This is a genomic window from Xanthomonas sp. F4 (assembly GCF_011761895.1).
In genome coordinates, this window is sequence record NZ_JAASQX010000001.1 from 1286434 (window position 1) to 1299040 (window position 12607).

Below are 12607 nucleotides of genomic sequence, written 5' to 3' on the forward strand. Positions count from 1 at the left end.
TCGAACAAAAGAACGCCGCCTGATGGCGGCGTTCTTCATCGCGACGTATCGATCGAATCGCCGTCGTTTTAGCCGCCCGGCTGCGTGGAGTACCAGCGAGAATCGTCGCCGAGATAGGGCTTCATCTCGCAGACGCCGGGCGCTGCGATATTTTGCATGGGTTCGTCGAGCTGGACAGCGAAAGGATTGGAGAGGGACTCTTGTTTCTCAAGCTTGCCATCTTGGATTTTCATCACAAAACTCCTTTTTTTAGATGTCGTCGTCATGCGGCGACGAACAGAACCTATCACTGCGCCTACGGCAAAACAAGTTTGCCGAATTTCATGGTTTCACATGAAACTTGTTAAATCAGGTGTTTTAATAAAGAAAACTGCCTTTATGTGCTTACTGTGTCGCCCATGTATCGTTAATGGGCGGCAAAGGTCCGTTGCTGTCTCGCGATGTGGCAATTTATGTCCGTTTGTATCATGTGCCGCTGATCGATGTGAAAAGGCGACGCCAGTAACGCGGTAGCGGCCAGACTTATCTGTGCGAACGGTTGGGGCCTGGAAGTGAGCGGGGCCCGGTTGGATTTTTTTTTGGCTCAATGCGACTCGCGGTCTTATCGTCGTAGTCGGCACTGACCACGCCAGATGCGTGCGCGTCGAGATCTGAGCCGGCTGCGTCGCCGCTCAGGCGACGCAGCCGCTCAGCGCACTCCGTGCATCATCCGCCGCAGCAGCGGCGCGGCCAGGAAGGCGAGCACCGCGCAGCCCACGCCGATCCACAGCAGCAGCCAGAACAGATGTGCGTACTTGGCCGCGGCGTCGGCGACGTTGAGGGTCTGGCCGTCCGGCACCTCGATCGCGGCGAGCTTGCCGAATAGCGCCGCCAGCGCTTCGGAGAAGGCGGTGGCCAGGAACCAGGTGCCCATCATCAGGCTGACCACGCGCGGCACCGCGAGCTGGGTCACCGCCGACAGGCCGACCGGCGACAGGCACATTTCGCCGGCCTCCAGCACGAAATAGGCGAGCACCAGCCACCACACGCTCGCCATCTGTCCGGTCGCGCCGACCTGTTGCGCGGCCAGCGCCAGCGGCACGAAGGACAGGCCGGCCAGCAACAGCCCCATTGCCGACTTGGCGGGCTTGGACGGCTCGCGTCCGCGCCGCGCCAGCCACGCCCACAGCGCGGCGAACAGCGGCGCCAGCAGCACCAGGAACAGCGCGCCCAGGTAGGTCAGCGAGCCGGCGGTCTGCGGCAGCACCAGGCAGTCGCGGATCAGGAACAGCAGCATCAGCGCGCTGACCGCGACGAACAGCCGCCGCGGCGCGGACGAGCCGGGGCGGCGGTCGGACAGCGAGGCCGCCAGCACGAAGCCCAGCGGCGCCAGCAGCAGCGAGGCGATCGACCAGGGCAGGGGCGTGCCGCCGCGGATCACCAGCGACGGCACGATGTCCTTGGTCATCAGCCGGTCGGTGAAAGTGACCCACGAGCCGTAGGTCTGCTCGTACAGGGTGAAGTACACCAGCGCCATCGCGATCAGCACCATCAGCGCGATCATCTGCTGGCGCTGCACCGGTGTGCACTGGGTGCCGGTGAACCAGGCGAACCACAGCAGCACCGCGCCGAGCACCAGCAGCATCAGCAGCAGGGCCAGGGAGATTTCCCCGCCCAGGCTGAAGGCGCCGTTGGCCGCGGCCCACATCAAGGCGGCCACCGGCAGCACGCCCAGCACGGCGCACAGGTAGATCGCCCATTCGCGCGGGACGCCGAGCACGCGCTCGCGCAGCAGCGCCGGTTGCGCCGGTTCGGCGTGGCCGTGCAGGTACTTCTGGCCCCACAGGAACATGCCCAGGCCGAGCAGCATGCCGATGCCGGCCGCCCCGAAGCCGTAGCGCCAGCCGTAGGCTTCGCCGAGGAAGCCGCAGACCAGGGAGGCGAACAGGGCGCCGAGGTTGATGCCGGCGTAGAACAGCGAGAAGCCGGCGTCGCGGCGCGGGTCGTCGGCCGGATACAGCTTGCCGACAATGGTGGAGATGTTGGGCTTGAGGAAGCCCACGCCCATGATGATCAGCGCCAGCGACAGGTAGGTCACGCCCAGGGATGCGGTGTCGCGCACCACCTCGCCGTTGATTCGGGTGGCGGCGTGACCCTCGAAGGCCATGCCGATGTGGCCGAGCACCAGCAGCAGGCCGCCGAACACCACCGCCTTGCGCATGCCCAGCCAGCGATCGGCGAGCAGCCCGCCGAGCACGGGCACGCAGTACACCAGGCCGCCGTAGGCGCCGAGCAGGTCGAGTCCCGCGTCGTCGCCGAACAGGTGGTACTTGGTCAGGTACAGCAACAGCAGCGCCTTCATGCCGTAGAAGGAGAAGCGCTCCCACATCTCGGTGAAGAAGCAGACGTACACGCCCTTGGGATGGCCGAGGAAATCGTCGCGCGCGTCGCGCAACGGCAGGGAGGACACGGACACGGCGACTCTCGGCGCAGGAGGCAGGCGGCGGAGTATAGGGGGGCCGGCGCTCGCTCGAATGGCGGTCCGCGGCACGTGCGGTGTCGCGCGAGGTCGGACCCTCACCCCAACCCCTCTCCCGGTGGGAGAGGGGCTGCTGCTGTTCCTTCTCCCGTCGGGAGAAGGTGCCCCGCAGGGGCGGATGAGGGTCAGGCAGGGCAGGCAAGGATTGGTGCGCTGCGCGTTGCCGTACCCTCACCCCAACCCCTCTCCCGGTGGGAGAGGGGCAACCATGTGCCGCTGAGTACTGCTGCTTCTACGAATCCCCAATCCCCAATCCCCAATCCCCAATCCCCAATCCCCAATCCCCAATCCCCAATCCCCAATCCCCAATCCCCAATCCCAGCCTCCCAGGCATGTGCCACAAGCTGGGCACCAGGAAGCTGGACTTGCCCCGCCCCAGACGCTAGCGTGCAAAGCGTTTTTGTCGTTTCAGGGGTAACCATGAACAACGCTGCCGCGCCGCGCCAGCTCACGTTCCGTGCCGTGGTGCTGGCGATCGTGCTGGCCGTGGTGCTGTCCGCCGCCAATGCCTATCTCGGTCTGTTCGCCGGCCTGACCATCGCCACCGCGATTCCGGCGGCAGTGGTGTCGATGGGGGTGCTGCGCCTGCTGGGCGGCGGCTCCATCCTCGAGAACAACATCGTGCAGACCGGCGCCTCGGCCGGTTCCTCGATCGCGGCCGGGGTGATCTTCACCATCCCGGCGCTGGTGATCATGGGCTACTGGCCGGACTTCAAGTACTGGTGGGTGCTCGGCATCGCCGGCATGGGCGGACTGCTCGGGGTGCTGTTCTCGGTGCCGTTGCGGCGTTCGATGATCGTCGAGGATCCGCTGCCGTTCCCGGAAGGCAAGGCCGCCGCGGAAGTGCTCAAGGCCGGCGAGAACCCCGGGCCGGGGCTGAAGATCCTGGGCCTGTCGGCGGCCATCGGCGGGCTGGTCAAGCTCGGTGCGGCCAGCGGCCTGAAGGTGATCCCGGATACCTGGGCGCAGGCCGCGTACATCGGCAGCAGCAAGATGGTCGGCTACGTCGGCACCAACCTGTCGCCGGCGCTGCTGGGCGTGGGCTACATCGTCGGGCTCAACGTCGGCATCGTGGTGCTGTCCGGTTCGATCCTGTCCTGGCATCTGGCCATCCCGCTGTACCAGCAGTTCTTCATGAACTCCGATCCGGCGCTGGCGCAGAGCCTGGCCAATGCGCCGGCGGCCGAGGCCGCGTTCGGGATCTGGGCGGCCAAGGTGCGCTACCTGGGCGTGGGCGCGATGCTGATCGGCGGCGTGTGGACGCTGTTCTCGCTGCGCAAGTCGCTGCTGTCGGGCGTCAAGAGCGGCTTCGCTGCGGCGCGCAAGAGCACCGGTGGCGCCGCGGTGGCCGAGACCGATCGCGACCTGCCGATGAAGTGGATGCTGGTGGCGCTGCTGTTGTGCACGCTGCCGCTGCTGGGCCTGTACCAGGCCATCGTCGGCCAGTGGCACGTCAGCGTGCCGATGACCATCATCATGATCGTCGCCGGCTTCCTGTTCGTCTCGGTGTCCGGCTACCTGGCCGGGCTGATCGGCTCGTCGAACAACCCGGTCTCCGGCATCACCATCTCCACCATCCTGTTCGCCTCGGCGGTGCTGGTGCTGCTGCTCGGGCGCGATTCGCCGATCGGCGCGGTCGCCGCGATCATGATCGGCGCGGTGGTGTGCTGCGCCGCCGCAGTGGGCGGCGACAATCTGCAGGATCTGAAGGCCGGCTACCTGGTCGGCGCCACGCCATGGAAGCAGCAGTTGATGCTGGCGATCGGCGCGTTCTCCTGTGCGCTGATCATGGCGCCGGTGCTGAACCTGCTGGCCCAGGCCTATGGCATCGGCGCGGCCACGCCGCAGCATCCCAACGCGCTGGCGGCGCCGCAGGCCACGCTGATGGCGTCGGTGGCCAAGGGCCTGTTCGGTGGCGAGCTGCCGTGGACCATGATCGGCATCGGCGCCGGCGTCGGCGCGGCGATCATCGCCCTGGACGAGTGGCTGAAGAAGACCGGCAAGCGCTTCCGCGTGCCGGTGCTGGCCGCGGCGATCGGCATCTACCTGCCGCTGGAACTGATGGTGCCGATCTTCCTCGGCGGCCTGCTGACCCATCTGGTCGAGCGCTTCCACAAGATCCGTGCCGACGACGAAGAGGGGCGCGACCGCGTGCACCGTCCGGGCACGCTGTTCGCCGCGGGCCTGATCACCGGCGAGGCGCTGATGGGCATCGCCATCGCGGTGCCGATCGTGGCCTCGGGCCACGCCGACGTGCTGGCGCTGCCGGAAGCGTTCCACCTCAACCAGTGGTACGGCCTGGCGCTGCTGGCCTTCGTCGGCTGGCTGCTGTACCGCACCGGCCGCAAGGGCGAGGCCGCGGCTGCGCCGCGCGCGTAAGCGGCGCAACGGCCTCCCGCAACGCAACATCCGAAGCCCGGCCCCGCGCCGGGCTTCGCTTTTGCGGCCGCATCAGCGCACCGCGCGTGCCGTCCCATCAGCGTCTCGCTGGCTGCCCGCGCCGCGTGCATCGCGTGGACCCAACACCGCATCGCACCAGCCGCGCGCTTGCCGCTGTCCGTCTCACCACCAACGCCAACGCCGGCATCGGCCTCCTGCACGTCACGGGCCAGCGCCTCGCGCTTGCCAATCCCCAATCCCGATTCCCCAATCCCGGCTCTTCCATGACTTCAGTCCTTTGCGCCGCGCCCACCACGGCCCCTACCATCGACGTTTTGCCGTGTTCCGGAGACGCCCGATGACCCTGCGCTACGCCTTGCTGCCCCTGGCCCTGCTGACCGCGCTGCCTGCGCTGGCCGCCACCCGCGGTTTCGATGTCCGCGACATGGTCGCGCTGGACCGGGTGTCCTCGCCGCTGCTGACGCCCGATGGCGGTACGGTGATCTTCGCCAAGCGGCAGATGGACAAGGCGCTGGAGAAGTCCAGCACCAGCCTGTGGCTGCGCGATCTGCGCACCCGCGATGCGGCGCCGCCGAAGCGGCTGACCCCGGAAGGCTGGAATGTCAATTCGCCGGAGCTGTCGGCCGATGGCAAGACCGTGTACTTCCTCAGCGCCAAGTCCGGCCGCCAGCAGCTATACGCGCTGCCGCTGGCCGGCGGCGCGCCGCGCCAGCTCACCGATTTCGCGCTGGACGTGGACAGCTACCACGTCGCCCCGCAGGGCGACCGCGTGGCCTTCAGCGCCGGCGTGTTCCAGGACTGCGGTTCGGACCTGGCCTGCACGCAGAAGCGCCTGGATGCCAAGAAGCAGTCCAAGGCCACCGGCGTGGTGTTCGACCAGTTGTTCGTGCGCCACTGGGACACCTGGAACGACGGCCGCCGCAACAGCCTGTTCGTCGCGCCATTGCCGGCCGGCGCCAAGGCCAAGCCGGTGGCCGGTGCCTCGGCGGTCAGCGTGACCCTGGCCGGCGACATCCCTTCCAAGCCGTTCGGCGGCAGCGAGGACTACACCTGGGCGCCGGACGGGCAGTCGCTGGTCGCCAGTGTGCGCGTGGCCGGCCGCGAAGAGCCGTGGTCGACCAACTTCGACCTGTACCGGCTGGATGCCGCCGGCAAGGCTGCGCCGGTCAACCTGACCGCGGCCAACCCGGCCTGGGACGCCGGCCCGGTGTTCTCCGCCGACGGCAAGACCCTGTACTACCGCGCCATGAAGCGTCCCGGTTTCGAAGCCGACCGCTTCGGCCTGATGGCGATGGACGTGGCCAGCGGCAAGACCCGCGAGATCGCCCCGCAGTGGGACCGTTCCGCCGGCGACATCGTGCTGTCGGCCGACGGCACCACCGTGTACACCACCGCCGACGACATGGGCCAGCACCCGCTGTTCGCGGTCGACGTGGCCAGCGGCAAGGTGCGCACCGTGGCCGCCGACGGCAGCGTCGGCGCGCCGGTGCTGGCCGGCAATACGCTGGCCTTCACCCGCAACAGCCTCAAGAGCGGCGACCAGATCATGGTCGCCGACGCCAACGGCCAGCAGCCGCGCGCCATCACCCCCAGCGCCGGCGAGATGCTGCCGGACGTGAAGTTCGGCGACTACGAGCAGTTCTCGTTCAAGGGCTGGAACAACGACACCGTGCACGGCTACGTGGTCAAGCCGTACAACTACCAGGAAGGCAAGACCTATCCGGTCGCGTTCCTGATCCACGGCGGCCCGCAAGGCAGTTTCGGCAACGGCTGGAGCTATCGCTGGAACCCGCAGACCTACGCGGGGCAGGGCTACGCGGTGGTGATGATCGACTTCCACGGTTCCACCGGCTACGGCCAGGCCTTCACCGATGCGATCAGCCAGCACTGGGGCGACCGCCCGCTGGAAGACCTGCAGAAGGGCTGGGACGCGGCGCAGAAGCAGTACGGCTTCCTCAACGGCGACAAGGCCTGCGCGCTGGGCGCCAGCTACGGCGGCTACATGGTCTACTGGATGGCCGGCAACTGGAACAAGCCATGGAAGTGCCTGGTCGACCACGACGGCGTGTTCGACAACCGCATGATGGGTTACGCCACCGAGGAACTGTGGTTCAGCGAGTGGGAGAACGGCGGCACGCCGTGGCAGAACCCGGCCGGCTACGAGAAGTTCAACCCGATCCTGCACGTGGACAAGTGGAAGGTGCCGATGCTGGTGATCCATGGCCAGCAGGATTTCCGCATCCCGATGGAGCAGGGCCTGGCCGCGTTCGGCGCGCTGCAGCGCAAGGGCATCGAGTCCAAGTTCCTGTACTTCCCGGACGAGAACCACTGGGTGCTGAAGCCGCAGAACAGCCTGTTGTGGCACGACACGGTCAACGGCTGGCTGAAGCAGCATATCGGGCAGTGAGGGGACCTGGGGCTCGGGTTTACCGGGCCCCGTTCTGGGTCATGGCCCAGGTCCCGGGATTGGGGATTGGGGATTGGGGATTGGGGATTGGGGATTGGGGATTGGGGATTCGGGATTCGGGATTCGGGATTTTTCCCTGCGCTCCCAGCGATCCGTTAGCCGTTGTGGGAGGGGCTTCAGCCCCGACGCTTCATTGGTAAAGCGTCGGGGCTGAAGCCCCTCCCACAAAAAGCAGGCTGCTTGCGGCGCTCCCATGCGGCGAACTCAACCTGCTGCTTTCTTTCGATCCCTGTTTTCATCTCCAACCTCCAACCTCCAACCTCCAACCTCCAACCTCCAATCCCCAATCCCCAATCCCCAATCCCCAATCCCTGCCCCATCGCCCGATGCCCTCGACGCCCCTGATCACCAACGACATCGTCATCTTCGGCCTGATCGCCGCCACGCTGGGCGCGGTGTTCTGGACCGCGGCGCGGCCGTCGGGATTCTGGAAGCGCTTCTACGGCATCGTGCCGGCACTGCTGCTGTGCTACCTGATCCCGGGCATCTACAACACCGTCGGGTTGATCGACGGGCAACACAATTCGCTCTACAACCCGGTCGCGCGCGACGTGCTGCTGCCGGCGGCACTGGTGCTGCTCACCCTCACCGTCGACCTCAAGGGCATCCTGCGGCTGGGGCCGAAGCTGGTGGCGATGTACCTGGGCGCGTCCTTCAGCATCATGCTCGGCGCGGTGGTGGCGTTCCAGATCATGAAGTGGCTGCACCCGGTCACCGTGGCCGGCGACACCTGGGCCGGCATGGCGGCGTTGGCCGGCAGCTGGATCGGGGGTGGCGCCAACATGCTGGCGATGCGCGAAGTGTTCCAGGTCGACGCCACCACCTTCGGCCAGTTCGCCGTGGTCGACGTCGGCGTCGGCTACGTGTGGATGGCGCTGCTGATCTTTCTTGCACAGCGTGCGCCGGCCATCGACGCGCGCAGCGGCGCCGACACCCGCGGTATCGACGACCTCAAGCAACGCATCGCGCACTTCCAGGCCCAGCACGAACGCGTGGCCAGCCTCACCGACCTGATGCTGATCGTCGGCGTGGCGTTCGGCGCGGTCGGCCTGGCGCATGCGATCGCCACGCCGGCGGCGGCCTGGTTCGACGCCAACGTCAGCTGGGCCAAGCAGTTCAGCCTCGGCTCCCCGTTCGTGTGGGTGGTGGTGCTGGCGACCACCTTCGGCCTGCTGCTCAGCTTCACCCGCGCGCGCACCCTCGAAGGCGCCGGCGCCTCGCGTATCGGCACGCTGTTGTTGTACTTCCTGATCGCCTGCATCGGCATGCAGATGGACCTGCTGGCGCTGTTCGACCGGCCGTGGATCTTCGCGCTCGGCCTGATCTGGCTGATCGTGCACGTCCTGCTGCTGCTGGCGCTGGGCAAGCTGCTGCGGGTGCCGTTCTTCTACTTCGCGATCGGCTCGCAGAGCAACGTCGGCGGTCCGGCCTCGGCGCCGGTGGTGGCCGCCGCGTTCCATCCGGCGCTGGCGCCGGTCGGCGTGCTGCTGGGCACGATGGGCTACGCCACCGGCACCTATCTGGCCTACGTGGTGGGCATCGTGCTGCGCGCGATGGCCGGCGCCGGCTGAGCCGCGGCGGCGTGACGGTCGGCCGCCGCTTGCTGCGGCGGCGACTGCGGCCGGTGTGAGGTTTCGCCCGCTGGCGCGTATCACCTCGACAACCTTCCCATCGGCACCGTCATGTCGCCCCGCGCCGCCTCCGATTTCACCGACCTGCTGCGCGCGCACCGCGGCATCGTCTACAAGATTGCCGCCAGCTATGGCCTGGGCTACCACGACCGCGAGGATCTGGCCCAGGAGATCGCTGCCGCGCTGTGGCGCGCGTGGCCGTCCTACGATCCGGCGCGGCCGTTTTCCACCTGGATGTACCGCGTCGCGCTGAACGTGGCGATCTCGCACCAGCGGCGCAGCCGCCATCGCGATCGTGAAGTGGCAGCCGAGTACGCACCGGACGCGATGGGGGCGCAGGACGTCGATATCGAAGCGCGCCAGCGCGTGGCGCTGCTGCAGCAGGCGATCCGCCTGTTGTCCCCCGTCAATCGCGCGCTGCTGTTGCTGCAGTTGGACGGATGCAGCCAGCGCGAATGCGCCGAGGTGCTGGGCACGAGCGAGGGCAACGTGGCGACCCGCCTGGGCCGCATCAAGGATCAACTGCGCCGCACCACCGGCGGCAACCGAGGAGACGGCAATGGAACTCGATGAACTCAAGGCGGCCTGGATCGACTATGGCCGGCAACTGGAACGGCAGACGGCGCGGAGCGATGCGCTGCAGCGCGTGCGCGGGCTGCACGGCATCGGCCGGCGCGTGCGGTTGCTCGCCGGCGCGCAGTGGCTGCAGTTGGCGATCGGCCTGTTGTTCAGTCTGTGGGGCGGGGCGGCCTGGACCGACCATTGGGGGAGTTGGCATCTCGTCGCCTACGGCCTCGCCTTGCACGGCTACGGCCTGGCGCTGCTGTTGACCGCGGCCGTGCAGCTGCGGCGCATCGGCGCGATCGACTACGCTGGCCCGATCGCCGACAGCCAGCAGGCGATCGTGCGCTTGCGCCGCACGCGGCTGCGCAGCGATCGCATCCTGTTCGCGTGCGGCGGCGTCATGTGGGTGCCGGCACTGGGCTTGCTGCTGCACACCGCGGGCGTGGATCTGTGGGTGCTGCGCCCGGCGGTGGTGCTGGCGAACCTGCTGGCAGGGCTGGCGATCTCGGTTGCCCTGGTGGTGGCATCGCTGCGCTGGCCGGCCTGGTTCGAGCGCTCTGCGCAGCATCGGCGCCTGGCCGAGATCGAACGCGATCTGCGTGGCCTGGACGAGGAGAGTCCGGACGATGATGGGCGGACACGCCGCGGCGCATGACACGCACGCCGCCGACCTTGCGCAATCGCCTCGCGGGGATGGCGCGTCTTCGGTGCACCTCGAATGACGCGCTTTGCTTTCGCTCGGCGGGACGCGCCATTGCCCGTGTAGGAGCGGCTTCAGCCGCGACAGGCATTCCTGGTCAAGCCTGTCGCGGCTGAAGCCGCTCCTACAGGCAGCGTCCGTAGTTAGTAGAAGCTCCCTTCAGCGGGGGGGGCGCATCCGGCGACGCATGCGTCATCCGGCTCATGCCGGCGAGTGGGGCAGGGCCAGCACCGTGCAGGCAGGGGCCCTTAGTCGGCCGCCGCGGCAGGCGTCTCCGTGGACGCCTGCCGCGATGCGGCCCACTGCTAGCGACTACTGCATCGCCACGCTGCGCTGTCGTTCTTCCTGCTGTTGCGGTGGCGCCTGCAGGTTCTGCTGCTGCAACTGACCGACGTTGGCCTGCGACGACTCGTGGGCCGCGGCCGCGGTCTGCACCTGGCTGCGCAGGTGCGCCGGGTTCTCCGGCTGCCCCTGGACCGCGAACAGGCGGTCGCCGTCGCGGCTTGGCAGGACCTGGTCGATGCGCTGCAGGCCGTCCTGGCCGGCGCGCGCGGCGACGCTGGCGGCGGTGTTGAGGAAGGCCGCGTCGTCGTGCAGGCCGAGCCGCTCGCGCTGCCCGTCCAACTGCACCACCGCGTCGTTGAACAGGCGGCTGCCGGTCGACAGCGTGCCCGATTCCGCCTGACGCTGGCTCTGGTTCTGCGCCAGGTCCTCGGCCTTCATCACCGAGTCGATGCCGTGCAGGTCCAGGCGGTGCTTGAGCATCATGCCGGGAATCAGGCGCTGGCCGAACGACAGCGGGTCCGGTTCCGGCAACTGGATCTGGCGGCCGGCGGCGTCGGGCATCAGCCCACGGGTGAGCAGGTTGTCTTCCTGCAGGTAGGTCAGCAGTTCGTTCTTGACGTGATAGCCGCGGATCAGCCCGTCGGCGGCGTAGGCCTTGGCGGCCTCGGCGTCCAGCCCCTCGCGTTCCAGGGTCTTGTTGTTGACGCCGGCGGCATTGAAGGTCACCGCCGGCACGTCGTTGACCATCGAGGACGCCGCGGCCAGGCCGCCGCCCAGCGAGTGCCCGGAGATCAGCAGGTTCTCGCCGAAGGCCTGCTTGGCCTGGCTGCCGAGCTGGATCGCCGAGGCGTATTGCGCGTCGGAGAAGCCCAGGCCCTGGCCGAGGTTGTGTTTCCAGTCCTTCAGTTCGTCGGTGCCGCAAAACCCCAGCACCACGTTGCCCTGCGGGTTGCGGTAGAACGCGGCATCGAAGCCGCTCTTGGCGTCGTGCTGCAGGCTCGGGTCGATGCCGGCGCGCTGCAGCGCGGCGTCGTCCATGCGTGACCAGCCATCGGGCAGCGCGGCGAAGGTCTCGGCGCCGCCGGCACGGCGCTCGGCCGCGGTGTGGTAGAGGTCCTGCAGCAGCGGCGGCAGTTGCCGGTCCACGGCCTGTGGCTGTTGGCCGCGGACGGCCTCGGAGAACGAGGTGGACGGATCGGACGGGGAAAGATCGCTCTGGTTCATGCGCGGCTCCGTGCGAAGAGGGTGACCGACCGCATCAGCGGGTCGCTTCCAAGGGGATGGCGTGGGCGTTCAGCCAGGCGCGCACGTCGTTGCGGGTCTGCTGCGCGTTGGCGTTGAGCAGGCGCTCGGGCGTGTTGAAGAAGTAGGCCTGGAAGGTCTTGCCCTGCGCGTTGCGCAGGGTCGGATCGACACCGGCCTGCAGCAGCTTGGGCACCCACGGGTTGCCGGCGCTGCTCTGCGCGGCCAGGTGCAGCAACGAGTTGCCGGTGGCGTCGACCCGCTTCGGATCGGCGCCGGCCTTGAGCAGCATCTCGATCTGCGCGTCGCGCTTGCTCTGCACGGCGCGGAACAGCGGCGTCCAGTGCGCGCGCGCGCTCACCGGGTCGACCGGGGCGCCGTGCTGCAGCAGCACTTGCAGGTACTGCGGGTCCTTGGCCATGGCCGCCATGTGCACCACGGTTTCCTGGTCCATGCCCGGCAGCGACGGGTCGGCACCGGCGTCGAGCAGCGCCGCCAGTGCGCGCGGCTGTTCGTTCCAGATGGCCCATTCGAGCAGGGTGACGTTCTGGTCGCCGTGCGCGGACAGATCCGTGCTGGGCGCCAGGGCGGCGATGCGGGCGACATCGCCGCGCGCGATGGCGGCGACGATGTCGGCGAGTGCGGGGTCGCGAAAGGCGACCGAATGATCCTGCAGCGAAGCTGACATGGCGGAATGCTCCTTGGCGCCGGACTGTGCGGCGCAACTGACCGAGAAGAACAGCGAGGTCGCGAGTGCGATCAGGGCGGGGACGGGCGTACGCATGCAAGGCTCCTTTCCT

9 protein-coding genes are annotated in these 12607 nt (G+C 68.1%); 5 read left to right on the top strand and 4 right to left on the bottom strand.

Annotated elements, in window-relative coordinates:
• Positions 1-68: 68 nt before the first annotated feature.
• Both FHR66_RS05705 and FHR66_RS05710 read right to left on the bottom strand, forming a co-directional pair.
• Entirely contained in the window at positions 69-233 is a 165-nt protein-coding gene (locus tag FHR66_RS05705) for a hypothetical protein (RefSeq protein WP_160970075.1), read from the bottom strand.
• A 455-nt stretch (positions 234-688) separates the two neighbouring features.
• Positions 689-2455, bottom strand: a complete 1767-nt coding sequence (locus FHR66_RS05710) for an oligopeptide:H+ symporter (RefSeq protein ID WP_160970077.1) — start codon at positions 2453-2455, stop codon at positions 689-691.
• A gap of 483 nt (positions 2456-2938) precedes the next feature.
• Here FHR66_RS05710 and FHR66_RS05715 point away from each other — a divergent pair, with 483 nt between their 5' ends.
• From FHR66_RS05715 to FHR66_RS05735, 5 genes are all read left to right on the top strand, one after another.
• Positions 2939-4897 (top strand): OPT family oligopeptide transporter, encoded by a 1959-nt coding sequence (locus FHR66_RS05715; protein WP_167087572.1) that lies wholly within the window; start codon positions 2939-2941, stop codon positions 4895-4897.
• A gap of 358 nt (positions 4898-5255) precedes the next feature.
• Positions 5256-7325 (top strand): S9 family peptidase, encoded by a 2070-nt coding sequence (locus FHR66_RS05720; RefSeq protein ID WP_160971077.1) that lies wholly within the window; start codon positions 5256-5258, stop codon positions 7323-7325.
• A gap of 386 nt (positions 7326-7711) precedes the next feature.
• Entirely contained in the window at positions 7712-8956 is a 1245-nt protein-coding gene (locus FHR66_RS05725) for a DUF819 family protein (RefSeq protein ID WP_160970154.1), read from the top strand.
• A 111-nt stretch (positions 8957-9067) separates the two neighbouring features.
• Positions 9068-9589, top strand: a complete 522-nt coding sequence (locus FHR66_RS05730; protein ID WP_160970152.1) for an RNA polymerase sigma factor — start codon at positions 9068-9070, stop codon at positions 9587-9589.
• A complete protein-coding gene (locus tag FHR66_RS05735) occupies positions 9576-10235 on the top strand; it encodes a hypothetical protein (protein WP_160970150.1) in 660 nt (219 codons plus the stop codon). The genes FHR66_RS05730 and FHR66_RS05735 overlap by 14 nt, the downstream gene beginning before the upstream one ends.
• Positions 10236-10592: 357 nt before the next feature.
• Here FHR66_RS05735 and FHR66_RS05740 read toward each other — a convergent pair whose 3' ends face one another.
• Positions 10593-11789, bottom strand: coding sequence for an XVIPCD domain-containing protein (locus tag FHR66_RS05740; RefSeq protein ID WP_160970148.1), 1197 nt, complete (start codon positions 11787-11789; stop codon positions 10593-10595).
• Positions 11790-11823: 34 nt separating this feature from the next.
• Positions 11824-12591 (bottom strand): ankyrin repeat domain-containing protein, encoded by a 768-nt coding sequence (locus FHR66_RS05745; protein WP_160970146.1) that lies wholly within the window; start codon positions 12589-12591, stop codon positions 11824-11826.
• Positions 12592-12607: the final 16 nt, after the last annotated feature.

What these genes read in the sequence shown, in the direction of transcription:
- FHR66_RS05705 (WP_160970075.1), bottom strand. Translation starts at nt 233, where the DNA reads ATGAAAATCCAAGATGGCAAGCTTGAGAAACAAGAGTCCCTCTCCAAT.
- FHR66_RS05715 (WP_167087572.1), top strand. Translation starts at nt 2,939, where the DNA reads ATGAACAACGCTGCCGCGCCGCGCCAGCTCACGTTCCGTGCCGTGGTG.
- FHR66_RS05720 (WP_160971077.1), top strand. Translation starts at nt 5,256, where the DNA reads ATGACCCTGCGCTACGCCTTGCTGCCCCTGGCCCTGCTGACCGCGCTG.
- FHR66_RS05725 (WP_160970154.1), top strand. Translation starts at nt 7,712, where the DNA reads ATGCCCTCGACGCCCCTGATCACCAACGACATCGTCATCTTCGGCCTG.
- FHR66_RS05730 (WP_160970152.1), top strand. Translation starts at nt 9,068, where the DNA reads ATGTCGCCCCGCGCCGCCTCCGATTTCACCGACCTGCTGCGCGCGCAC.
- FHR66_RS05735 (WP_160970150.1), top strand. Translation starts at nt 9,576, where the DNA reads ATGGAACTCGATGAACTCAAGGCGGCCTGGATCGACTATGGCCGGCAA.
- FHR66_RS05740 (WP_160970148.1), bottom strand. Translation starts at nt 11,789, where the DNA reads ATGAACCAGAGCGATCTTTCCCCGTCCGATCCGTCCACCTCGTTCTCC.
- FHR66_RS05745 (WP_160970146.1), bottom strand. Translation starts at nt 12,591, where the DNA reads ATGCGTACGCCCGTCCCCGCCCTGATCGCACTCGCGACCTCGCTGTTC.